Genomic DNA, 24961 nt, shown 5'->3' with positions numbered 1-24961 from the left:
TTTTTCAACAATGCTGCTCAAAGGAAAAGACAAATGTTAATAGCATAATGATTTCAAAAATGAAAAAATATAAAGTTCTTGGCCTTATATTAACAGCCACCATGCTGTTGCAGGGCTGTAATGATTTTCTTGATAAAGAACCGCTCGGACGCGAGACGGATACCAACTATTTTTCCGATTCCACCAACACACTCCTTGCCATCAATGCAGCCTATGACGCTGCTTCTTACGATGAAGGAAACGACGGCCTGGGCAATTACCTGCCGCATAATTACGAATGGATGTTCGGGGATGTATTGTCCGACGATGCAGAAAAAGGAAGCACGCCAAGTGACTTTCTGGATATTCAGTATATCAAAGAATGGCGCGCACTGCCTACAAACGGCCCGGTGTCCGGTGTTTGGGGAAACCTGTGGATTGGTATTTACCGTTCCAACTGGGTTCTGAAAAATATTGAAACGGCTCCGATCAGTGAAACACTGAAAAACCGTGTAAAAGGCGAAGCACATTTTCTGCGCGGGTACTATTACTTTTATCTTGCGCGCTTGTTCGGCGGAATGCCTTTGTTTTCAGAACCGGTAAAAACTTCTGAATATTCCGCTACCAAAAGATCGACGCTGGCAGAAACGTACGCCTTTATTGAAGCCGACCTTGAACAGGCGATCCAGCTGCTTCCTGAAAAGAACCAGTATACGGCTGTTGATCTGGGACGTGCAACCAAAGGTGCAGCCCGCGGCTATCTTGCACGCGCCATTATGTATCAGCTTGGAATGGACAATACCAACAATCACACCTGGCAGGAAGTGTACGACCTGACCAATGCCATTTCGCAATCCGGCCAGTATGGTCTGACTGCGAACTATGCGGCCATTTTCGATGAGGAAGGTGAAAACAATATCGAATCGATCTTTGAAGTGCAGGCAAAGGAATCAGGACAAACATGGGGAACGATCAAAACGGGTACAACCAATAACGTGATCCAGAATAACCGTTCTACATGGGGCTGGGGTTTCAATAATCCGACTGTCAGTTTGGCATCCGCGTTTGAAGCAAACGATCCGCGCAAAGCCATGACCTTGTACGGAAACAATGACGTCCTGTTTGGTGTGGTGCAGAAAGTAAGTTATCCCGACGAAAACATGACTGGTTTCCTCAACCGCAAGGCAGCCATTGTGCAGCCTGCACAGGCATCGGCATCCGGCCAGAATATCCGTAAAATGCGTTATGCAGAAGTATTGCTGATGAAAGCAGAAGCTGCGGCGCACATCGGCAACGAAACCGAAGCGCGTACAGCTGTGAATATGATCCGTCAGAGAGCACGCAAATCGACTTTACCAAAAGGTTCCAAAGTAGGAACTTCGACATACGATCCGACGAACATTCCTGCTGCTGCATTGCCGGACATTACAAGTGCGGTTACAGGACAGGCTTTGTTGCAGGCCATTCTGCACGAGCGCCGTGTCGAGCTGGGAATGGAGCAGCTTCGTTTTTGGGATCAGGTTCGTACGGGCACTTACATGAACTCGCTTTCAGGTGATATCAAAACCCGTGCAATGGCGCATTCCATTCCGGGAAGTGTGAATCCGGTTCCTGTTCTGCCAATTCCGCTGAACGAAGTGCAAACCTGGGGACTTCAACAAAACCCAGGTTATTGATACGCTAAAAAGCATTCGATTGCTGATCTTTTGAATTTAAAAGGCCGTTTTCCTTCAAGGAGACGGCCTTTTTTTGTTTACAGCCAACATATGAAAAAAGTTATTTTTATAACAATCTGACCTATTCAAATTCGGCATTTTACTGAATGCATCATCAACTCCAAATTGCTTTCCTTGCTCGGAAACTGATTCAGAATAACAGTACGTGTATGCTGGCGTGATTATTATAGGGTGCTAGAATAGAACTAAATAGGATAAAGAAAAGATTTGCAAATGCAGGCTTTAAACAATGTTTTTCATTTTATCCGGGGAAGTGGTGAAATGAGTATGTTGATACGCGGGTTCGACTGGTCGCAAAGTTCGCTCGGTAAGCCTGAGCAGTGGCCATTAAGCCTGCGTACTGTGCTTGGTATTGTTTTGAATTCCGGTTTTCCAATGTTTCTCTATTGGGGAAATGATGGCATTTGCTTTTATAATGATGCCTATATTCCTGTTCTGGGCAAAGCAGGAAAACATCCGTCTATCAATAAAACATACAAAGAAATCAGTCCTGAAACATGGCATTTAGTAAGTCCGTACATTATGCAGGTAATGGAAACCGGCGAACCCATTCAATTAGAAAACCAGCTTATTCCTTTATCAGAAAATAATAAGAAGGAAGATCATTTCTGGACTTTGAGCTATTCTCCCGTTTTTGATGAAGCCGGTCTTGTAAACGGGGTGCTGGCAAGCGGTATTGAGATAACCGAGCGGATACAGGCTGTCCACAAGCTGGAAGAATCGGAAAAACGTTTTCAAAATCTGGTTCAGAAAGCAACAGTCGGGATAATCGTGATGAGCGATGAGAATATGACCGTGGAAATCGTGAATGATGCTTACGGAAAACTGATTGATAAAAGTCCGGATGAGCTGATCGGCAAATCGCTGTTCGAGATTATTCCGGAAGCTGAACCTTACTTCCGGCAAATTGCAAACAAAGTAAGAACCGAGGGAAAATCATTTTCCACTTTCGACCAGCCTTATAGCATCCATAACGAGGGAAACAGAAAGAGCGGTTTTCTTAATCTCATTTGTCAGCAGTACAAAGAGCCGGACGGAAAGGAAGGCATCATGGTACTGTGTCAGGATGTAACCGAGCAGGTGATTGCTCAGAAGAAAATGGAAGAAAGTGAGCAGCGTGCCCATTCCATTGTGGAAAGCGCACCTTTCCCGATTGGTGTGTACATTGGCAGGGAAATGCGGATTGCTCTTGCCAATCAGGCTATTATTGATGTCTGGGGAAAAGGAAATGATGTCATCGGTAAACTGTACTCGGAAATATTGCCGGAGCTGGACAATCAGGAAATATTCGGCCAGCTCGATCATGTATTTACGCAGGGAAAAGCATTCCATGCCCGAAATCAGCGTGTAGACATTGTTGTGGACGGCCGACTTCAGTCGTTCTATTTTAATTACAGCTTTACACCGCTTTTTGACTCCGAAGGACATGTATACGGCGTGATGAACACGGCTGCGGAAGTTACAGACCAGGTGCTGGCCAGACACAAAATTGAAGAAATTGTGGCAGAACGTACCAAAGAACTGGCAGAAGCAAACAGCAATCTGCAGCGGTCCAATGCAGAACTTGCACAGTTTGCCTACATTGCATCGCACGATCTTCAGGAACCGATCCGGAAAGTAAGCACCTTTGCACAGATGCTGGAAACGAATTTGCAGAAAACAGACGAACGTTCGCTGCATTACGTAAGCAAAATCAAGGATTCGGCGGGCCGGATGCTGGTTCTGATCCGCGACGTACTGGCTTATTCACAACTTTCCAAAAAAGCTGAAATGATAAAGCCGATCCGGCTTGGACAGGTTATGGAGGAAGTTAAAAACGATCTGGACTTGCTGATCGAGCAGAAAATGGCTGAAATCATCTACAACGATCTGCCTGTAATCGAAGGCGTGCCACTGCAGATATTACAGCTGTTTGCGAATCTGATTACCAATGCATTGAAATTCAGCAGAAAAGATGTAAGTCCTGTCATTGCCGTTTCCTGCACGGTTCTTGAAAAAAGCCGGCATGCACATTATCAGCTGCCTTTTACAAAAGGAACTTATTATGAACTGGAAGTAAAAGACAACGGCATCGGATTTCGTCAGGAACATGCCGAACAGATATTCAATATATTCCAGCGGCTGCATGGCAAAAATGAATATGAAGGAACGGGTATCGGTCTTGCCATGTGTAAAAAAATTGTCCAGAACCATCACGGCCATATTTATGCAACGTCCAATCCGGAAGGCGGCGCCATTTTTCACGTGATTCTTCCTGAAAAACAGTTGCGAATTCCCGAGTGATATTAAATTCTGCTTAAATTAATTAAAGGAAAATAATCTTCTTTGTAAGCGATCGTAAAACAAAAATTAATAACATAGCACAGAAAACTTCTGACAAAATGCGTTGTAAGGGTTAACTTTATAGCTTGTGAAGTAAACAAGCAATTCAAATAACATTTTTTATCTCTGCTATGGCAAAGTTTAGTGACAACAACCGACGGGATTTTATCAAAAAAGTATCCGGCAGCATGCTGCTGGCTGCAAGTCCTGTCAATTCATTGTTTGCCGGAAAATCCGGCGTATCCAGAGAAATTCCGGTATCTGAACAAAAAATTTCTGCAAATGACCATATCCAGATTGCCTGCATCGGAACGGGTATCATGGGAATGGGCGATACAAAAACGGCATTGATGCTGCCGGGTGTGAAGTTGATGGCCGTTGCAGACGTTTATGACGGCCACCTTGTGCGGGCCAAGGAAATGTTTGGAAACGATATACAAACCACGCGCGATTATTCTGAAATACTCAACAGAAAAGATATTGATGCCATTATTCTGGCCACGCCGGACCATTTGCATTCGCAGATCGGCATCGAAGCACTGAAAGCAGGCAAAGCGGTTTATTGTGAAAAACCGATGGTGCATAAAATCGAGCAGGGTTATGATATGATCAAGGCGCAGAACGATTCCAAGAAAGTTTTTCAGGTGGGCAGTCAGCGCGTAAGCTCCATTGTATATACCAAAGTGAAAGAACTTTATCAGGCAGGCGTAATCGGTGAGCTGAATTTCGTGGAAGTATTTTACGACAGACATTCCGCGCAGGGTGCATGGCAGTATTCCATTCCGCCGGATGCATCGCCTGCTACGGTGGACTGGAACCGTTTCCTGAGCAATAAAGCACCCAAAATAGCTTATGATCCGCTTCGCTTTTTCCGGTGGAGAAATTATCAGGATTACGGAACGGGTGTTGCAGGCGATCTTTTTGTGCACCTTTTCTCCGGAATGCACTATATTCTGGATTCCAAAGGCCCAACGCGTATAATGACCAGCGGTGGACTTCGTTACTGGAAAGACGGCCGCGATGTTCCGGATTTCATGGTCGGGATTTACGATTATCCGAAAACCGCTTCACATCCGGCGTTCAACCTTACGTTGCGTGTGAATTTTGCAGACGGTTCGGGCGGCGGCTCCGGTTTCCGCTTTGTAGGAACAGACGGCCAGATCACGCTGATGGGCAATACCGTTACGGTAAAAAGGAAAAAGATGTCCAAGGCACCGGGTTACACCATCGATACTTTCCCGAAAGCACTGCAGGAAAAATTCCTCGTTGATTACAATGCCAAATATCCTTCAAAACCGGAAATGTCGGAGCCGGAAACAGAAGAGTACAAAGCACCGAACGGGTATGATGACCGTCTGGACCATTTTGCCAATTTCTTCGAATCCATGCGTACCAACAAGCCTGTGCTGGAAGATGCCGTTTTCGGTTTCCGTGCAGCCGGCCCGGCATTGCTTTCGAATAAAAGCTATTTTGAAAACACCGTCGTAAGCTGGGACCCGCAGGAAATGAAAGTGGTAAAAGCGGTATAAAAAAGCTTTTACACAAGGATAAAGCTGCCAAACAGCAAAAAAAATCTGGTATAGTCCGGCAAGAAATCCCGCCGGATTATACCATTTTTTAAATTATACAAATCCGGTTCCAATCAAAAGCGGCCATCTAAAACCCGGAACGCTTCCAGTTGAACATCCAACCTTTCACACCTTACAACTAACCTTTTATTCATTCTTAGGTTAACCAAACCCGATGCAAAATCCTAAACCTTCTTCACTGCGACTGGACTCCATTGATGTTTTCCGTGCAGTAACCATGTTTCTCATGATATTTGTAAATGATTTCTGGACCTTGCAGGGCGTGCCGCAGTGGATGGAACACAGCAAAGGCGCTGATGATGCAATGGGGCTTTCGGATGTCGTTTTTCCGGGATTTTTATTCATCGTCGGACTTTCGCTGCCGTTTGCCATTTCCAACAGAAAAACCAGAGGCGACAGCAATGGAACCATTCTCAGGCACATAGCCGAACGTACATTTGCCTTGCTGTTGATGGGTATTTACCTTGTTAATCTGGAAAATGCCGTGGATTCCGGCATGGTCATCAGCAAGTATGTCTGGGAAATACTGGTGGTCGCTGCATTCTTTCTGATCTGGAACGTTTATCCTGAAAATCCTGAGAAAAAAACACTTTATACAGGCTTGAAAGTAGCCGGATATGTTTTGCTGGCCGTCATGGCTGCCGTTTACAAAGGCGGGAATCCGGAAAACCCTTCCTGGATGGAAACGCACTGGTACGGAATTCTCGGTCTTATCGGCTGGTCGTATCTGCTTTGTGCCGTGTGTTATCTTTTTGCCGGAGACCGTTTGCCGCTGATCATCGCGGCATGGCTGTTCTTTGTACTGTTTAATCTGGCCGACTTTGCCGGTGTACTCGACTTTCTTGATCCTGTAAAACAATATGTATGGATCGTGGGCAGCGGTTCCATGCCGGCATTTACAATGGCAGGCGTGGTCGCATCCGTTATGTACCGGCTTTATACAAAAAGCAGTACACTCCGAAACCGTTATCTTCTCATTTTGCTTGCGCTGGGCATCGTCGCATTGCTGTACGGATTCGGTACACGGCCGTTCTGGGGAATATCAAAAATCAGAGCAACGCCGGCTTGGGTAGGAATTTGCAGCGGGATCAGTTTCCTTTCATTTGCTTTTATGTTCTGGCTCGTGGATCTGAAAGGAAAGAAAAACTGGGCTGCTGTCATCCGTCCGGCGGGAACGGCAACGCTCACCTGTTACCTTGTTCCCTATATCTGGTATGCATTTATTACACTGCTGCATATTGAACTTCCAATGGATTTACGCACCGGCATGATCGGGTTATTGAAATCGGCATTGTTTTCACTGCTCGTGATTGTTGTAACAGGGCTCATCAACCGGATTGGGATCAAATTAAAGATCTAAAAAAGAGGTGGTAAATTCCGGTTTCCTCGTCTTTGAATAATATAGTGTTTTATCAAACTCGGAAATAAATGAATACAAGAAGAGGATTTGTAAAGAAGAGCGTAGCAGGTCTTTTTGCAGCCAATATGATTTCAGTACCGGAAAAAAGTGAGGCTGGCAGCGTGGTAAAAAAGACACCGGATACATTTAACCTTGCCATGGCGGGATATAGTTTCGTACATTTCAATCTGGATCAGTCGCTTGAAATGATGAAGAAAACGGATGTGCATTATTTGTGTATCAAGGATTTCCATTTGCCATTGAACAGCACGCCGGAGCAGATCCAGGCTTTTCATGCCAAGCTGAAAGAAGCTGACGTAAAGGGTTACGCCGTCGGGCCCATTTATACCAAAACCACGGCAGACATTGACAATGCATTCGAATATGCGAAGAAAGTAGGCGTAAAGCTCATTGTCGGGATTCCTGCGCATGCAGACCTGAAATACGTGGAAAAGAAAGTAAAGGAATACGATATCAAATTTGCGATTCATAATCACGGCCCGGAGGACAAACTTTACCCGAATGCAGCTTCTGTTTACAAGCTGGTGAAAGACCTGGACGAAAGAGTAGGGCTTTGTTTTGATATGGGGCACAATCAGCGGGATAATCAGGACCCGTCCAATGACCTCTGGAAATACTCGAAAAGAATTTTTGACATACACCTTAAAAATGTAACCGCAGCAAACAAGGACGGAAAAACATGCGAACTGGGACGCGGAATTATTGATATTTCCCTTTTTGTGAAAATGCTGCGTAAAATCAAATATGCAGGTGCATGCAGCCTTGAATATGAGAAAGATATGAAAGATCCGCTGGCGGGCATTGCGGAGTCTGTCGGTTACTTCAGAGGAGTTTGTGATGCGGGCTAGCCATAAAAAAGCGTTTAAAGTGCCGTAAAGTCATATTTTTGCAGGAAAGGTAGATTTTAAACCATAACACCATAAAACATGCTTAAAAATGTGCCCTTTGATCGGTTGGCTTCCTACAAGAAGCTGAAATCGCATCACAAGTCCATTTCCCAGAAAAATCTGAGAAGTCTGTTCGAGGAAGATCCGGACCGTCACAGAAAATTTTCCATTCGTTTTGGTGATATTCTGCTCGATTATTCCAAAAACAGAATTACGACGCGTACACGTTCCTATCTTGTGCAGCTGGCCGAAGAAGCAGGCTTGTCCGATGCCATTGAGCAGATGTTTACCGGAGAAAAAATCAATGCGACAGAGGGCCGTTCGGTTTTGCATGTAGCATTGCGTAACCGCTCCAACGAATCGATCCTTTCGGATGGGAAGGACGTCATGCCGGAAGTGAATGAAGTACTGGCCAAAATGAAGGAATTTTCAGGAAAAATCCGGTCAGGAAGCTGGAAAGGATATTCCGGAAAGGAAATTACGGATCTTGTAAACATCGGGATCGGAGGCAGTGACCTTGGACCGGTGATGGTCACCGAAGCGCTGAAAGCGTACAGTAAACCCGGTCTGAACGTTCATTTCGTTTCCAATGTGGATGCAACGCATATTGCCGAAACGGTGAAGTCGCTGAACCCGGAGACAACGCTTTTCATGATTGCTTCCAAAACGTTCACAACGCAGGAAACGATGGCGAATGCACACAGTGCACGCAAATGGTTTCTGGATAAGGCCGTTGACAAAGAGCATGTGAAGAAGCATTTCGTAGCCATTTCAACCAATCAGTCCGAAGTTGAGAAATTCGGTATCGATCCGGATAATATGTTTGTGTTCTGGGACTGGGTGGGCGGCCGTTATTCCTTATGGTCTGCAATCGGTCTTTCCATTGCGTGTTTCATCGGTTTTCAGAACTTTGAACAGCTGCTGGCGGGTGCGCATGATATGGACAAGCATTTCCGTACAACCAAATTCGAGCGGAACATTCCGGTTATTCTTGCATTGCTGGGAATCTGGTACAACGATTTTTACGATGCACAGACGCAGGCCATTCTGCCGTATGACCAGTATATGCACCGTTTTGCTGCCTACTTTCAGCAAGGCGATATGGAAAGTAACGGCAAAAGTACAGGCCGCGACGGAAAACCGGTTGATTATCAGACAGGTCCTGTTATCTGGGGCGAGCCGGGCACCAACGGGCAGCATGCTTTTTATCAGCTGATTCATCAGGGTACCAAGTTGATTCCATGCGATTTCATTGCGCCGGCCATCAGCCATAACCAGCTTGGCGATCATCATAAAATGCTGCTTTCCAACTTTTTTGCACAAACAGAAGCATTGATGAATGGAAAAACAGAAGAAGAAGTAAGAGCTGAACTTGAAACTTCCGGAAAAAGCAAGGAGGAAATTGATTTCCTGGTTCCTTTCAAGATGTTTTCAGGAAATCGTCCGACCAATTCCATTCTTGTGAAGAAAATAACGCCTAAAGTGCTCGGAAGCCTGATTGCCATGTACGAACACAAGATTTTTGTCCAAGGTATTATCTGGAATATATTCAGTTTCGACCAATGGGGCGTGGAACTCGGCAAGCAGCTGGCGAACAAGATTTATCCCGAACTGCAAAACGACTGGCCGGTTACCAACCATGACAGTTCTACCAACGGCCTGATCAATCAGTACAAACGCTGGCGGTAACGATTCAGCAAAAAAGTAGTTATTCCATATCCGATCAAAACACCAACAGCATCTGCTACGGCGTCCCACCAGTCAAAAGTGCGGTCGAAAGGCAGGAGCTGTTGGTAAAATTCAAGACCGAGTCCGTAAGCCATTCCGGTCAGAACGATTGTCCGGCTTTTTTGCGGATAGGCGAGCAGCCATAAAATAGTCCAGGCTGTAAACAGTCCCGAGTGCACCAATTTGTCAAATCCTACAACCGGCGCTGCCGGAATATCTTTCCCCGGCCATGTGCAGGCTACGAGTATCAGAATAGTCCATACAATTCCAAGCCAGGGTTTGCCGGAGAAGAGCCTGATCAGCGAGCCAATTAATTTTTCCATTGTGTACAGAAAGGTTATACGGCAAATTTAGGGCCTATTCAGGAAATGATTTCAGCAGATGTAAATTAATTGCAGTTCATCCGTAAATACACTGTATAGAAGGATTTAAATTGTTTTATTAAATAGTAGAAAGTAATTTTTAAGATTTCTTATTAAGTTTAATCTTTTAAATTATTCCTGAACTTATCAATGAAGCGATTCTTACTTGCCCTTGTTTTACTCACCAGCCTTGCTTTTCAGGCTTTTTCTCAAAAAACATACTATTTTGATGAAGGTTTGGGCGTTGGTCCCAGCCATCAGTATGGGCGTGAAGCCTTGTACAAAGATGAACTTGCATATCAGTTTTATAACGGAACGCTTTCCAGACCGGCTGAGGGTAATTTGCTGTTTACAAATGATAAAGGAGCAGAAATCAAATGGCAGAAGGTCAAGGCGGATTCCTTGCATCGTTTTCGCGGCAGTGCATTTACAAACGGGTACATTTATCTGACCTATCATTCGCCCAGGGAGCAAACGGCGGTTCTGACCATGACCGGGCATGACATGGCATTTGTAAACGGCATTCCGCATGCAGGCGATATGTACCGGTATGGCTGGATGCATTTGCCGGTACGGTTAAAAAAAGGGAACAATGAAATTTATGCACGTGTGGCCCGGTTTGGAAGTTACGGCGGCGTAACGGCCAACCTTTCTTTTCCAGAAAAACCGGTTTACCTCAGTACCGAAGACCTGACCATTCCGGATGTTGTTCCCGGATTGAAAAATGATTCCTTATGGGCCGGACTTGTCGTTGTCAACACAAGTTCAAAAGTGTTAAAAGATTTTCAGGTAAAATCTTCCGTTTCAGGCAAAGAGACCATTACAACGATTCCTGCAGTTCCGGCATACGGATTGCGGAAAGTAGGCATACTGATCAATGCGGCGGATGTTTCTGTTCCCGGAAAGCAGGATGTTGCCGTCACCTTGCTGAAAGAAGGCAAACAGATTGATCAGTCCAGTATTGCCATTCAGTCTGTTGAAGAAGGAAAACAGTACAGCCGGACTTTCATCAGCGAGCTGGACGGAAGCGTTCAGTATTATGCCGTAAGTCCGCAGCTGAAACCGAAATCCGACAAAAAGCCGGCTTTGTTTTTCTCCGTTCACGGAGCGGAAGTGCAGGCGATCAGTCAGGCAAGAGCGTACAAGCCGAAAGAGTGGGGCGTGGTTGTAGCTCCGACCAACCGGCGTCCGAGAGGATTTAACTGGGAAGACTGGGGCCGGCTGGATGCACTGGAAGTGCTGGAAATTGCCAAGAAGCAGTTTCAACCCGATTCTTCGCGCATTTATCTGACAGGCCATTCCATGGGCGGTCACGGAACCTGGTTTCTCGGCGCTACCTATCCGGAAAAATGGGCAGCCATTGCACCGTCTGCCGGTTATCCGACACTATCTTCCTACGGCTCGCACGACGGCGTCATTCCCGATAGCGCGGGCTCTCCAATGGAATCCATCCTGTTGCGATCGAGCAATGCAAGCAATGTGCTCGCATTGACTTCCAATTACAAAAGTCTGGGCGTCTATGTAGCGCATGGCGATGCGGACAAAACCGTTTCTGTAAAATACGCCCGGCAAATGCGCGATATTCTGGGAAAATTTCACCGTGATTTCAGCTATTACGAACACATCGGCGGCGAGCACTGGTATGGCGACATCAGCGTAGACTGGCCGCCGATCTTCGACTTTTTCAGCTGGCATTCCATTCCTGCGGATACGGCTGTGAACTTTGTTGATTTTACTACGGCAAATCCCGGCATATCTTCCAAAATGCGGTGGGCAGAAATTCAGCAGCAAATCACGCCTTTGAAGTACAGCCGAATCCAGATCAGCCTGGACAAGAAATCAAACCGGATTTTCGGTTCAACAGGTAATGTTGCGGCACTGTCTTTTCATCTGGGCGCATTTGCACCGGGAACAGAAGTACAGATTACGCTGGATAGCCTGGCTGCTGTGAATTATAAAGTAAAACAGCAAAATGAAACAGTTTATCTCAAAAAGGTTTCAGGCTGGACCGTTTCAACATCTGAAAAGCAGAACAAAAATCCGCGAAGAAACGGAACATTCAAGGAAGCCTTTCAAAATAATATGGTTTTGGTGTATGCAACCGGCGGATCAAAAGAGGAAGCAGGCTGGGCTTTGGAAAAAGCGAAGTATGATGCAGAAACGTGGTATTATCGCGGCAACGGGGCTGTTGAAATCATAGCTGACAAAGACTTTAATCCTGAGCAGTATAAAAACAGGGGCGTAGTGCTATATGGAAATAAAGATACCAGTGCAGCCTGGAACAAGCTGCTCAAAGATTGTCCGGTACATGTTTCAAACGGGAAAATGACCGTAAAAGACAAAAGTTACACAGGCGATAATTTGGCCGCATGTTTTATCTGGCCAAGATCGGACAGTGAAAATGCATCGGTTGCGGTAATTTCCGGAACGGGAAAGAAAGGTTTTCTGGCGGCTAACGCAAACCAGTATTTCAGCGGTGGAAGCGGTTTCCCGGATTTAATGATTTATTCACTTGACATGCTTACAAAAGGAATACAGGGCGTGAAGATGGCTGGTTTTTTCGGAAATGACTGGAGTGTGGAAAAAGGGGAATTCGTAAATAATTAACTCTTTGCTGATTGAAATAAGTAACGCCGGATTTTTCAGGTCCGGCGTTGTTTTTCTTTATTGATGAAGTATAATTTGTTTTTAACCATTGTCGGCAAATTCCGGATACAGTGTCATGCCGCCGTCAATATATAATGTTTCTCCATTTACATAATCGGAATCATCGGATGCCAGCCATGCAACTGCTTTGGCAACATCCCGCGGCGTTCCGATTCTTTTATATGGAATCAGGTCCATTAATCCGTCGTATTTCTGCGGATCAGACCAGACTTCTTTGTTAATCGGCGTTTTGATAGCTCCGGGACTTACTGAATTAACCCTGATTTTATGAGGTGCCAGTTCCTGAGAAATTGTTTTCATGAACATCATCACACCGCCTTTTGAAGCGGCATAGTTTACATGTCCTGCCCAGGGAATCACATCGTGGACCGAACTCATCAGGACTATTTTTCCGATTGAAAGCTCGTTATGATTGTTTTCCTGCGGTTTTTTTGATTGCTCCACAAATATTCTGGCAGCTTCACGGCAGCAAAGGAACTGACCTGTAAGATTTACATCAATTACTTTTTGCCATTGTTTCAAGGTCATTTCCAGAAATGGCGCATCCTGCTGCAGACCTGCATTACTTACGAGAATATCCAGCTTTCCGTATTTACTGATGGTCTCGTTGAACATTGCTTTTACTTCCTCTTCATTGCTTACATCCGCTTTAACAAGGATTGCACTTCCGCCATTCGAAGTAATTTCATCCACCGTTTTCTGACCCTCATCCTGACTGGAACTATAATTCACAACAACGTGTGCGCCCAAGTTGGCAAGATGGATGGCGCATGCTTTTCCGATTCCGGAACTTGCACCGGTAACAATGGCAACCTGCTCTTTAAATTTCAGACTTGAATCGGTCATATAATTTCTTTTTCAAACGACTTTAACTTTTTCCAGACACTGCGATTAACATTTTTAACCGCCCAGTTTTTAGCAATCAGAATTGCCTTTGCAACTGCTTCGCGAGGAGAAATATTACCGGCTTTTAAAAGTTCCTGTGCAATCGTAACCGCTTTTTCACGGGTCGTCGGGGATAAATACATCAACTCTGGCAATGCGATCCTTGTGTCCATTTCTGTTTGAATTTTAGTCAGTAAGGTTATTATTATTGATGATTGTGCTTGTCTCTTTTTATAAAATTTGATGCCAGTATGGGAGCAGTTTGGATTTTTCCCGAGAAAGAATCTTATTACCCACTTTGGCCAAAATGCGTGTAAAAAAAATCCCCATCCTATTCAGACGGGGATTTTTTCAGAAGCTGAACGACTTATTTAACTTCTTCAAAATTAACATCTGTTACATCGTCGGTAGCACCGTTTCCGCCGGCTTGTGCATTGCCCTGCGCATTTCCGCCCGGAGCACCTTGCTGAGGATCACCGCCTTGTGCGTACATTTCCTGAGATGCAGCCTGCCATGCAGTGTTCAGTTTCTCCATTGCCGTATCAATTCCGGAAAGATCCTGGCTTGAATGTGCCGTTTTAAGCTCGCTCAAAGCACCTTCGATCGCGGATTTGTTTCCAGCCGAAAGTTTATCACCGAATTCTTTCAACTGCTTGTCTGTGGAGAAAATCAGACTGTCTGCTGCATTAATTTTTTCTATTTTTTCACGCTCCGCTTTGTCAGCCGCTTCATTGGCTTTCGCTTCTTCGCGCATCCGGTTGATCTCGGCGTCGGTCAGTCCGCTGGAAGCTTCGATCCGGATTTTCTGTTCTTTTCCTGTGCCTTTGTCTTTTGCAGAAACATGCAGGATACCATTTGCATCCACATCGAATGTTACTTCGATCTGAGGCGTACCGCGCTGTGCAGGCGGGATGTCAGAAAGATGGAAACGTCCAAGTGTACGGTTCTGGGTTGCCATCGGACGTTCACCCTGCAGTACATGGATTTCGACGGATGGCTGGTTATCCGCAGCCGTTGAGAACACTTCTGTTTTCTTGCTCGGGATTGTGGTGTTTGCATCGATGAGTTTAGTGAAAACACCGCCCAATGTTTCAATACCCAAAGACAATGGAATAACATCAAGCAAAAGGACATCTTTTACTTCACCTGTCAAAACACCGCCCTGAATGGCTGCACCTACTGCAACCGCTTCATCCGGGTTGACGTTTTTGGAAGGTTTTCTGGCGAAGAACTTCTCTACTTCTTCCTGTACTCTTGGAATACGCGTAGAACCACCCACCAGAATGACTTCATTGATATCGCTGTTGGAGTAACCTGCATTTTTCATGGCTCTTTTGCAAGGTTCCATCATTCTCTGGAACAAAGTATCCGCAAGCTGTTCAAACTTCGAACGAGTCAAAGTACGTACAAGGTGCTTTGGAATACCGTCAACAGGGAAAATATAAGGCAGGTTAATTTCTGTCTGTGTAGAGCTTGACAACTCAACTTTTGCTTTTTCAGCAGCTTCTTTCAGACGTTGCAAAGCCATTGCATCTCTTCTCAAATCTACGGCTTCGTCTTTCTGGAATTCGTCAGCTAGCCAGTTGATAATCACCTGGTCAAAGTCGTCACCGCCAAGATGCGTATCGCCGTCTGTGGATTTTACTTCAAAAACGCCGTCGCCCAGTTCAAGAATGGAAACGTCGAAAGTACCGCCGCCCAAGTCAAAAACAGCAATTTTCATATCGATATGCTGCTTGTCCAGGCCATATGCAAGCGCTGCTGCTGTCGGTTCGTTAATGATCCTTTTTACATCAAGACCTGCAATCTGGCCGGCTTCTTTAGTCGCCTGACGTTCTGCGTCGTTGAAATAGGCCGGAACGGTAATTACAGCTTCTGTTACTTCCTGCCCAAGATAATCTTCTGCAGTTTGTCTCATTTTTTGCAAAATGAAAGCAGAAACTTCCTGAGGTGTATATAATCTGTCACCGATCGGAATACGTGGTGTGTTGTTTGGTCCTTTTTCTACGTTGTACGCAACCGTTTTCAATTCACTGGTTGTGTCATCGTATTTTTTTCCCATAAAACGTTTTATGGAACTGATAGTATGTTTGGGATTGGTGATCGCCTGACGTTTAGCTGGTGCACCGATTTTACGTTCGCCGTTATCCATGAATGCAACTACCGAAGGAGTTGTACGTGCACCTTCACTGTTTGCAATTACAACCGGCTCATTGCCCTCCATGACAGCCACGCAGGAGTTCGTTGTTCCCAAGTCTATGCCAATAATTTTTCCCATCGTTCTATATATAAAGTTAAGTATGATTTGATTCTTTCAGTTTGCTGATCTGGGTTGCCAAGTCAGGCTTCTACGGGATTATTAAAAACCTCGTACCAGCGTCCGGAAGAGAAAACAGAAGTGACAAAGTGTCAGGCCGGAATTTCGGCCTGACGAGGATGGAAATCAGCTGAGCATTTGTCCCATGTACGGGTCGCTCTGGCTCATGCTGCCCGTTTCAATGTGGCCTGCGTAGCGTTGCAGAAAATCACGGCTGTTTGAAGTTGTAATCGAGAAATCGTACCAGTTCGAACTTTTGCTCAGATCAAACGGAACAAGTACTTCATTGTCTGTTGATAATCCTGAAATATCAATAACCTTATTCTCAGTACCGTATGCATGATCTGTAATGGTCAGAACGCTTGTTTCGTCCGCATCAGAAACCGCCAGGCTGAACACGATAAACGCCTGTGATTTTTTGTTCTTGTCAATTTGGTAACGTACACCCACTTTTACCGTTCCGGACTTCTTGTTACCCGCGTATTCCCTGTAAAAACCATTGGGTCCATACACACGCAAATGGTATTTTTCATCTTCAAAATCACTGATCTGCCAGGAACCTTTCAGCATATCGCCTGCTTTTACGGCATAATTCCAGACTTTGAAAGACTCATTTTTGTATTTGACCGGCGCATAAACCATGAAAGGAGCACCGGCAGACTTATCTTTGAACATGTCATTTTTGGCTTCCAGCGCGATTTCGAATGCACTTTTGTCAGAGTTCACTGCTCCGTCGGCCTGGAGTTCGTAAGGTATCGGGCATGCTGTACGCGTTCCTTTTTCCTGATTCGGTAATATGGAAGAGCCAATCGGGTCCTGATTTACTTCCGCGATCTGCTCCTTTGTTAGCGCTTGATAGCCGTTCGGCAGCTTTTTGAACTTTGCATTGTAAATGCTTTCCATAAACTCGTTTCTTTCCACGAACGTCGGCAAAGTCGTTTTTTCTCCGTTATAAGGTGTAAATGTGGAAGTAAGATCGCCGCAGATTGTCCGTCGCCATTCACTGATGTTGGTTTCTTTGATCTGCTTTCCTGATTTATGGCTGACAAATTTTTCCAGAAACTGTAAAATGGAAGTATGGTCAAAAACTTCTGAACAAACATTACCGCCGCGGTTCCAGGGCGAAGCGACGATCAACGGAACACGGTAACCCAAACCAATCGGACTGTGTCTGGATTCTTTTTCATCCTTTTTCGTCATGTCTTGTTCCAGCGTGACAAATTCCGTTTTGCAATCTATCCCTTCAGAGACTGCACCGGTATCGGTTTTGTACGGATTAGGAACTGTAAATGGCGGAACATGGTCGAAGTAGCCGTCATTTTCGTCGTAGCAAAGAATGAAAATGGTCTTTTTCCAGATCTCGGGATCAGAAGTAAGAATGTCCATAACTTCGGACACATACCAAGCGCCGTACCACGGAGAAGTAGGATGGTCCGAAAAGTTTTCAGGTGCAACGAGCCAGGAAACCATGGGCAGATTTCCTTTTTTTACATCGGTTCTGAACTGATGCAAAATGTCGCCCTGTGGTGCTTTGGCTTCATTAATGATGTCGCCGTCATTGTATTGGACGGTTGTTACCTTCCTGTAATCCGGATCGTTTTTATTGGTTGTAAATGCCTTGGCGTGAATGTTCTTTGACCGCTCGGAAAGTTTTGCATAGTTTTCAGGACTCCATCTTTTCAGTTCCTCTTTCGCAGTCTGCAGATCAGCCTTTTTCCTACTGACTGATTTTTTCAGTGCGGCCAGTTCTTTTTCATCGCCGGAAAAATGTCTGAGCTTTTCTTCCTGTTCGCTGATTTCAGAAGGAAGTTTTTCCAGCCTTTCTTTCAGGTGTTTCTGATAGCCGGTATGGTATCGGACATTATATTGTGTAAACCATTCAATCGGGTTATCCGTAAAATTGGCAAGCCATGAATCTTCTTCACCTGTAAGGCCGGTATCAATGCTCAGTTCATTCTGATAGATTTTCCAGGAAACATGATGGTCTTCAAGCCGTTCCGGAAATGTTGTCCAGGACGCTTCGGCATGATCCGTGACATTTTCATTGCGGACATTTGCATAATGTGTAGGTTCCGGATTTTCGCGGATCGTTCCCGTCCATAAATAAAGACGGTTCGGCGTGGTTCCGGTCAGTGAAGAGCAGAAGTTCTGGTCGCAAACGGTGAAAGCATCGGCCAGTGCGTAGTAAAACGGAATGTCTTCGCGATTGTAAAAGCCTTGTGTCAAAGGCATCCGGGTATAATCCTTATGTCCGGGCTGTTTGGCGACAAGCCACTGGTCATATTTTCCTTCGTTGCGCGCATCTACCTGATTGGTCCATGAATGCGGAAGCGAACCCATCCAGGTTGCCCTGGATTCCTTCATGTTAAGCCGGAACGGAACGTATGTTTCACCAAAGGCATTGGTCTGAAGCCAGACTGAGTTTTTATCGGGCAGCTGGATAGCACGGGGATCGTTAAATCCCCGTACTCCGCGCAAAGTTCCGTAACAATGGTCAAAGGAGCGGTTTTCCTGCATCAGGATAACTACATGTTCCGCATCCAGATAAGTGCTGCCTTTTTTCGGATCGATTGCAAGTGCTTTCTGAATGGAAGCGGGCAGGGTGCTGAACAATCCGGCAGCACCGGTAAGCATGGTTGCTTTTTTTATAAATTCTCTTCTGGAATCCATAATATCTCGGTATAAGGGTTATTTCGGTACATCAATTTATACAAATGTACTTTCAATTCAAATGATCGATTTTACCGGGATATTATACTTTTTATTTATTTGTTTCCGAAGAGACCGCCCAGCATGCCTGTCAAGTCTGTGCTCTGCTTTCCATCCGCCATATCTCTGCCCAGATTTGAATGATTTGAACCGCCTAGAAGTCCGCCAAGCAAACCTCCAAGGTCCATACCGGAACTGTTGCTGTTGTTGTTGCCTAACTTTCCGATCAGTCCGCCCAATACCCCCGGCAGCACCGAACTTACAATTCCGCCGGCAACCTGATTGCTGAGGCCGAACTTCTGCATAATGGCGCTGATTGCATTGGACGCAATAGAAGAAACCATTGGATTGTTCATCAGTGCATTGCCTGAAGCGCCATGACTTCCTGAAAATAAATTCGAAATTTCTGAAATGTTTCCATTTTGTGCCTGCTGCTGCAAACCGCCTGTAATGGATCCCATCAAGGTATGCATGACATCCTCATTATGCTCATTGGGAACTTCGGGATTCTGAACAATGGCTTGCTGGGAATTTTGCTGGATTAGGCCTAATAATTGATCTAACATGGTTTTATGTCTTTATGCATGAATACTGAAACAAGCAGCAATCTTTTTGCTGCACTTGGAGTATATGCATAAAAAAATCCCGCCAGAGAGGCGGGATGCTGTTTTATTTTACCTGATCAACGATTGCCTTGAAAGCTTCCGGATGATTCATTGCCAGATCGGCAAGTACTTTCCGGTTTAGCTCGATGCCTTTTGAACTCAGTTTGCCGATAAAAGCAGAATACGACAATCCGTGGATGCGTGCACCTGCATTGATACGCTGAATCCACAATGCACGGAAATTGCGTTTCTTTTGTTTACGGCCTTTGTATGCGTAAGCCAAACCGCGTTCTACCGCATTTTTGGCAACGGTCCATACATTTTTGCGACGGCCAAAATAGCCTTTCGCCAATTTTAATACTTTCTTACGTCTTGCACGTGACGCTACGTGATTTACTGAACGTGGCATAATTTAACTGTTTTTGATGGTCGGCGCTCTTTTGAGTCTTACAAAGCCTTCTATCGGGTGGAACAAAAAACCAGAATGGTATTTAATTTTAATGGCTTCGGAATTACTTTCCAAGCATTGCCATCACCTGCTTCACATTGGATTCATCGATCAGACCTGTTTTAACCAGACCGCGTTTGCGCTTGTTGGATTTTTTGGTCAGGATGTGGCTGTGAAATGCGTGCTTACGCTTGATTTTGCCGGTGCCGGTAAGCGCAAAACGCTTTTTAGCTCCGGAATTGGTTTTCATTTTAGGCATGATTCAAATAAACATTAATTGATAATTATAAAACAGCGCGCAAAATTAATTAAAAGGATCGGAAAATGAAAATCGTGTTTCCCGCTATGGCCGGAAACACGATTTTATAAAGCTTTTTATAACTTAATATATCAGTAAACTCAGGAATTATTTTTTTGCAGGTGCCGGTGCCAGAATGATTGTCATTCTTTTTCCTTCCAGTTTAGGCTCCATTTCCAGCTTGCCGTAATCGGAAAGTGCTTCCGAAAATTTGTTCAGAAGGTTTACACCACGTTCCTTGAACACAATCGTACGACCTACAAAATGAACATATGCCTTTACTTTTGAACCTTCCTTAAGAAAGTTGATGGCGTGTTTCAGTTTGAATTCGAAGTCGTGGTCATCCGTATTCGGACCAAAGCGAATTTCCTTGATAACCACTTTCTGTGCCTTGGCTTTGATTTCTTTCTGTTTTTTCTTCTGCTCGTATTTAAACTTCGAATAGTCTACAATTTTACAAACAGGAGGAACTGCCGTCGGTGCAATTTCTACCAGATCAAGACTTTGTGCTTTTGCCATTGCTCTGGCAGTATTAATATCCACTATTCCCGGTTCAATGTTTTCTCCAACCAGGCGTACTTCTTTTGCTGTAATTCGTTCGTTAATTTTATAAGGTTCTTCGGGAACTCTTAACCGTCCACTCGGGGGTCTTAATGCCATATAACTTTGGATTGGTGTATTTTGGGTTTTTTGGTGAAAATCAAAAAAGATAACATCGAAGTCACAAAAATAGTGCCTTGCTGCGGGAATTATAACAAAAAGTTATAAAAACATCAACTAATACTGGCTTCTTTTTTAAAATAATTCGTAAATTCTGCCACAGTCATGCTTCCAAGGTCACCTTCGCCCTTTCTGCGCACGGATAATTTTCCTTCTGCCATTTCTTTTTCACCTACTACCAGCATAAACGGAACCTTTGTAACCTCGGCATCACGTATTTTCCGTCCGATCTTTTCATCCCGGTGATCCACAAATCCACGAATGTCATGATCCTGTAACTGGAAAAACACATCCTCAGCATATTCGGCAAATTTTTCAGAAATCGGCAGAATGGCAATCTGGTCCGGAGAAAGCCACAGCGGAAATTGTCCGGCCGTGTTTTCGATCAGAATGGCAATGAAACGTTCCATGGAACCAAACGGCGCACGATGGATCATAACCGGACGGTGTTTCTGGTTATCCGAGCCGGTATATTCCAGATTAAAACGCTGGGGAAGCTGATAATCGACCTGAATCGTTCCAAGCTGCCATTTTCTGCCCAATGCGTCACGCACCATGAAGTCGAGCTTCGGACCGTAAAAGGCAGCTTCGCCCAGTTCGGTAACCGTGCTCAGATTCCGTTCGGCAGCGGCCTCAATAATGGCGCTTTCCGCACGTTCCCAGTCTTCATCCCTGCCGATGTATTTCTGTTTGTCGTTGGGGTCACGAAGCGAAATCTGCGCGCTGTAATCTTCAAATCCAAGCGACTTGAAAACGTAAAGTACAAGGTCGATAACCCGGATAAATTCTTCTTTCACCTGATCCGGGCGGCAGAATATATGCGCATCGTCCTGTGTAAAACCTCTAACGCGTGTAAGTCCGTGCAACTCACCGCTTTGCTCATAGCGGTAAACCGTTCCGAACTCAGCAAAACGAAGCGGAAGATCCTTGTAGGAGCGGGGAGAAGTCTTGTAAATCTCGCAGTGATGCGGGCAGTTCATCGGTTTCAGCAAATATTCTTCACCGATGTTTGGCGTTTTGATCGGCTGAAAGGAATCCTTGCCATATTTGTCCCAGTGGCCGGAAGTTACGTACAAATCCTTGCTGCCGATATGCGGTGTCACAACCGGAAGATAACCTGCTCTCGACTGTGCTTTTTTCAAAAACGATTCCAGCCGTTCGCGGATCATGGCGCCTTTCGGAAGCCACAATGGCAAACCTTGCCCGACTTTCTCGGAAAATGCAAACAGTTCCAGCTCTTTGCCCAGGCGTCTGTGATCGCGTTTTTTGGCCTCTTCCATCAAAGTCAGATACTCTTCGAGTTCTTTCTGTTTTGGAAAAGTAATCCCGTAAATGCGGGTAAGCATTTTATTTTCCTGCTTGTTGCGCCAGTAAGCGCCGCCTATGTTGGTCAGTTTAACGGCTTTTATAATTCCGGTGTTCGGAATATGCGGCCCGCGGCATAAATCGGTAAAATTTCCTTGCTCGTAAAGTGTAATGGAGCCGTCTTCCAGTCCGTCGATCAGTTCCAGCTTGTATTCGTCGCCTTTTTCAGTAAAATATTGTATGGCATCGGCTTTGCTGATCGGCTTTCGGATGTATTCGTTTTTCTGACGAGCCAGTTCCAGCATTTTGGCCTCGATCTTTGGAAAATCATCCTGAGACAAGGATTTATCGCCCAGATCAACGTCGTAGTAAAACCCTTTTTCAAGAGACGGCCCGGTCCCGAATTTTACACCCGGATACAAGGCTTCCAGCGCCTCGGCCAGCAAGTGCGCCGAAGAATGCCAGAATGTAGCTTTGCCGTCTTCATCATTCCATGTCAGCAGCTTCACAAGCGAATCCTGCGTTATTTCCCGCGTCGGGTCCCATACTTCATTGTTGACTTTGGCGGCAATGACATTACGTGCCAGTCCTTCGCTGATGCTGAGTGCAATGCCGTGTGCTGTAATACCTTTAGGGTAATAACGTTCACTGCCGTCGGGCAGGGTAATTTTTACTTGAGACTCGTCTTTCATTCAGAAATCATTCGATGACAATTGTTCAAAATCTTTGCGCTGTGCGGCAAAGTGCAAATCTATTCAATTTTAGCTTTTCGCGTAGAATCGATGCGGATATTTGTGGTTCCTCTCGGCTGGATTTTGTTAATCTTGACCCGCGACGTGTCCAGAAGCTTGTAACCCGATCCGTTCCCATTGTCTGCATCATAGGCGGAATAAAGCCCGGCACCTTCCCGCTGACGAATGCGATACAGGCCGTAACGTGCATCCTGATCGCCCGGACTGAGCGCAAGCGCATCCGTATAATATACTTTTGCCCTTTCGTAATCCCCCGTTTTTTCATGACAGAAACCAATCATATTGTTGATTTCCTTTGACTTCGGATTCATCCGGTACAAACGCGTTAAGGCCGGAAGCGCTTGATTGTATTCTCTCAGCTCGATGCCCGTTGTAGCCACCTTGTACAATGCCTCTTCATAGTCCGGTTTCAAAGCAACCGCTTTCTTGTAATTGATCAGTGCCGTGTCCGGCCTTAGTTTCGTTGCAAATATTTCGCCTCTTTCGAAGTAAAGTTCTGCTGCTTTCGGAAAACGCCGGATTGCCTTCCGGTTCACAACAAGCGCCTGATCCGGATTATTTAATTTCCGTAATATAAAACTGCATTGCTCGTATGCGCGCAACAGCCTCGGATTTACACTGATTGCATAATTAAAGCTGGAAATACTGGCAAGTGAATCGCCTTGGCGGGCCTGCAGCATGCCTTTTACATAATACGCCGATCCGTCGTAAGGCGCCATTTTCATGGCCTGATTAAGATAACCGGCCGCTTCCCGGAAGTTGTTTTTTACCTGAAGAATATCCGCCAGCAGAATGTAAAGGTCAGGGCTGTTCTGCTGCAATGCTTCGGCGCGCTGTGCATCTTCGAGCGCGGGATCCATCTTTCCGAGTTCGCGGTTGATTTTTCCGCGCAGTAAAAAGTAGTCGCTTGCATTGTTCTTTTCATAAATGGATTCATTGATATCCGCAAGCGCAAGCGTGTACTGTTCGCGTTCAAAATAGATACGGGCTCTTTTGTAATAATTAAGGTCCACATCAATATTGCGGTTGATCAGATCGGTCAGTGAAAGAATGGCGTCGTTCTGCCATTGTGCTCTGGACTTTTTAATCACGGGCGGAATGCGCGTAGCATTTCTTGCATCACTCTGGCAGCCTGAAATCAGCACCGGCAAAGTAATCAGGAACAGACAGAAGTATTTAAAACAACAGAATTTCATGTGATGAAAAAGCGCAACTTGGATTGCCAGTCATTGGGCACGCTCAACAACAAAATTGAACAATCTGAACGTAATTTAAATACTTTGATCCGAAAATCGGGAAAATACACCGAGCGGCAGGTTTTTCCCGAATGAGTCCGGAATGAAAAGTTCGCCGAATTCATGATGTATTTGTGTGCCGAAATGCGCTTTGATAAGGTTTTCAACGATAAGTGCTGAAAATCCGAGTGAGTACAAATTGATGATGAAAAAGAAATTCTCCTTTTTCAAAAGCAGCGCACACAAACGCAGTATTTCGTTCAGGCTTTCTTCCAGCAGCCATTTTTCGCCATCCGGCCCGCGCCCGTATGCCGGCGGATCCAGTATGATTCCGTTATACTGGTTATTGCGCCGTACTTCCCGCTGAACAAATTTCAGTGCATCTTCCACAACCCAGCGAATGTTGTCAAGCCCGCTCAGTTCCATATTTTCCCGAGACCAGCTGATGACCTGTTTGACCGAATCCACGTGCGTAACATCCGCGCCGGACGCTTTGGCTGCCAGCGACGCAATGCCAGTATAGGCAAAAAGATTCAGAACGGACGGCTTCGTTTCAGGAATCTGTTTCAGTTTTTTTGAAATATAATCCCAGTTTGTCGCCTGCTCCGGAAAAAGCCCGACGTGCTTGAAAGAGGAAAGTGCCAGTTTTGCACGCAGGTGCAAGGCATTTGTTCTGTACTGGAAAACCCATTTGTCCGGCATTCCGGCTTTTGAAATCCATTGTCCTTTTTCCTGCGAATTTTTATCGCGTTTAAAAACCGCATGCGCCTGTTTTTCCCATTCCTGTTCAGAAAGCGATTTGTCCCAGATTGCCTGCGGCTCCGGACGTGAAAGAATATAAGGGCCGAAACGTTCCAGCTTTTCGAATCCGCCGGTATCAATGAGCTGATAATCGGTATGCTGGTCGGGTGAAAGTAGTATCAAGGTGTTGTGGGTTTTTTTTAGCTTTTGGCTTTTAGCTGTTGGCTATCGGCGAATTATTTTGGCTTTTGGCCGG

19 protein-coding genes are annotated in these 24961 nt (G+C 45.3%); 7 read left to right on the top strand and 12 right to left on the bottom strand.

Annotated elements, in window-relative coordinates; genetic code table 11:
* The first annotated feature begins 59 nt into the window (after positions 1-59).
* From FEM55_RS06645 to pgi, 6 genes are all read left to right on the top strand, one after another.
* The gene (locus tag FEM55_RS06645; RefSeq protein ID WP_171036484.1) at positions 60-1655 is read left to right on the top strand and encodes a RagB/SusD family nutrient uptake outer membrane protein; all 1596 of its coding nucleotides are present in this window, start codon (positions 60-62) and stop codon (positions 1653-1655) included.
* A gap of 273 nt (positions 1656-1928) precedes the next feature.
* Entirely contained in the window at positions 1929-3998 is a 2070-nt protein-coding gene (locus FEM55_RS06640; RefSeq protein ID WP_138280492.1) for a PAS domain-containing sensor histidine kinase, read from the top strand.
* A 170-nt stretch (positions 3999-4168) separates the two neighbouring features.
* Entirely contained in the window at positions 4169-5566 is a 1398-nt protein-coding gene (locus tag FEM55_RS06635; RefSeq protein ID WP_138280491.1) for a Gfo/Idh/MocA family protein, read from the top strand.
* A gap of 214 nt (positions 5567-5780) precedes the next feature.
* Complete coding sequence (locus FEM55_RS06630) at positions 5781-6986, top strand: heparan-alpha-glucosaminide N-acetyltransferase domain-containing protein (RefSeq protein WP_138280490.1); 1206 nt, start codon at positions 5781-5783, stop codon at positions 6984-6986.
* A gap of 68 nt (positions 6987-7054) precedes the next feature.
* Entirely contained in the window at positions 7055-7894 is an 840-nt protein-coding gene (locus FEM55_RS06625) for a sugar phosphate isomerase/epimerase family protein (protein ID WP_138280489.1), read from the top strand.
* A 78-nt stretch (positions 7895-7972) separates the two neighbouring features.
* The gene (gene pgi, locus FEM55_RS06620; protein WP_138280488.1) at positions 7973-9622 is read left to right on the top strand and encodes a glucose-6-phosphate isomerase; all 1650 of its coding nucleotides are present in this window, start codon (positions 7973-7975) and stop codon (positions 9620-9622) included.
* On the opposite strand, the gene FEM55_RS06615 is transcribed toward pgi, so the two are convergent.
* Positions 9601-9984 carry a VanZ family protein gene (locus FEM55_RS06615; RefSeq protein ID WP_138280487.1) on the bottom strand — a complete coding sequence of 128 codons (384 nt, stop codon included), beginning with the start codon at positions 9982-9984 and terminating at the stop codon, positions 9601-9603. The two genes, pgi and FEM55_RS06615, sit on opposite strands and share 22 nt — an antisense overlap.
* Before the next feature lie 189 nt (positions 9985-10173).
* Here FEM55_RS06615 and FEM55_RS06610 point away from each other — a divergent pair, with 189 nt between their 5' ends.
* Positions 10174-12630, top strand: coding sequence for a carboxylesterase family protein (locus FEM55_RS06610; RefSeq protein WP_138280486.1), 2457 nt, complete (start codon positions 10174-10176; stop codon positions 12628-12630).
* A gap of 81 nt (positions 12631-12711) precedes the next feature.
* On the opposite strand, the gene FEM55_RS06605 is transcribed toward FEM55_RS06610, so the two are convergent.
* The 11 genes from FEM55_RS06605 to FEM55_RS06555 form a co-directional block, all read right to left on the bottom strand.
* Positions 12712-13536 carry an SDR family oxidoreductase gene (locus tag FEM55_RS06605; RefSeq protein ID WP_138280485.1) on the bottom strand — a complete coding sequence of 275 codons (825 nt, stop codon included), beginning with the start codon at positions 13534-13536 and terminating at the stop codon, positions 12712-12714.
* On the bottom strand, positions 13533-13748 hold the full coding sequence (locus FEM55_RS06600) for a hypothetical protein (RefSeq protein WP_138280484.1): 216 nt from the start codon (positions 13746-13748) through the stop codon (positions 13533-13535). The genes FEM55_RS06605 and FEM55_RS06600 overlap by 4 nt, the downstream gene beginning before the upstream one ends.
* 194 nt (positions 13749-13942) lie before the next feature.
* Complete coding sequence (gene dnaK / locus FEM55_RS06595) at positions 13943-15853, bottom strand: molecular chaperone DnaK (protein WP_138280483.1); 1911 nt, start codon at positions 15851-15853, stop codon at positions 13943-13945.
* 165 nt (positions 15854-16018) lie between these two features.
* Complete coding sequence (locus FEM55_RS06590) at positions 16019-18562, bottom strand: phosphocholine-specific phospholipase C (protein ID WP_138280482.1); 2544 nt, start codon at positions 18560-18562, stop codon at positions 16019-16021.
* A 95-nt stretch (positions 18563-18657) separates the two neighbouring features.
* On the bottom strand, positions 18658-19167 hold the full coding sequence (locus FEM55_RS06585; RefSeq protein ID WP_138280481.1) for a hypothetical protein: 510 nt from the start codon (positions 19165-19167) through the stop codon (positions 18658-18660).
* Between the two features lie 103 nt (positions 19168-19270).
* On the bottom strand, positions 19271-19615 hold the full coding sequence (rplT, locus tag FEM55_RS06580) for a 50S ribosomal protein L20 (protein WP_138280480.1): 345 nt from the start codon (positions 19613-19615) through the stop codon (positions 19271-19273).
* A 103-nt stretch (positions 19616-19718) separates the two neighbouring features.
* The gene (rpmI, locus tag FEM55_RS06575; protein ID WP_138280479.1) at positions 19719-19913 is read right to left on the bottom strand and encodes a 50S ribosomal protein L35; all 195 of its coding nucleotides are present in this window, start codon (positions 19911-19913) and stop codon (positions 19719-19721) included.
* A gap of 147 nt (positions 19914-20060) precedes the next feature.
* Entirely contained in the window at positions 20061-20612 is a 552-nt protein-coding gene (gene infC / locus FEM55_RS06570) for a translation initiation factor IF-3 (protein WP_138280478.1), read from the bottom strand.
* Positions 20613-20725: 113 nt separating this feature from the next.
* Positions 20726-22669, bottom strand: coding sequence for a threonine--tRNA ligase (gene thrS, locus FEM55_RS06565; protein WP_138280477.1), 1944 nt, complete (start codon positions 22667-22669; stop codon positions 20726-20728).
* 59 nt (positions 22670-22728) lie between these two features.
* On the bottom strand, positions 22729-23925 hold the full coding sequence (locus tag FEM55_RS06560) for a tetratricopeptide repeat protein (protein WP_138280475.1): 1197 nt from the start codon (positions 23923-23925) through the stop codon (positions 22729-22731).
* Between the two features lie 75 nt (positions 23926-24000).
* Positions 24001-24888 (bottom strand): class I SAM-dependent methyltransferase, encoded by an 888-nt coding sequence (locus FEM55_RS06555; RefSeq protein ID WP_138280474.1) that lies wholly within the window; start codon positions 24886-24888, stop codon positions 24001-24003.
* Positions 24889-24961 lie beyond the last annotated feature (73 nt).

The organism is Dyadobacter sediminis, assembly GCF_005860765.1.
Lineage (GTDB): Bacteria > Bacteroidota > Bacteroidia > Cytophagales > Spirosomataceae > Dyadobacter > Dyadobacter sediminis.
This window is presented reverse-complemented; position numbering and strand designations above follow the sequence as displayed.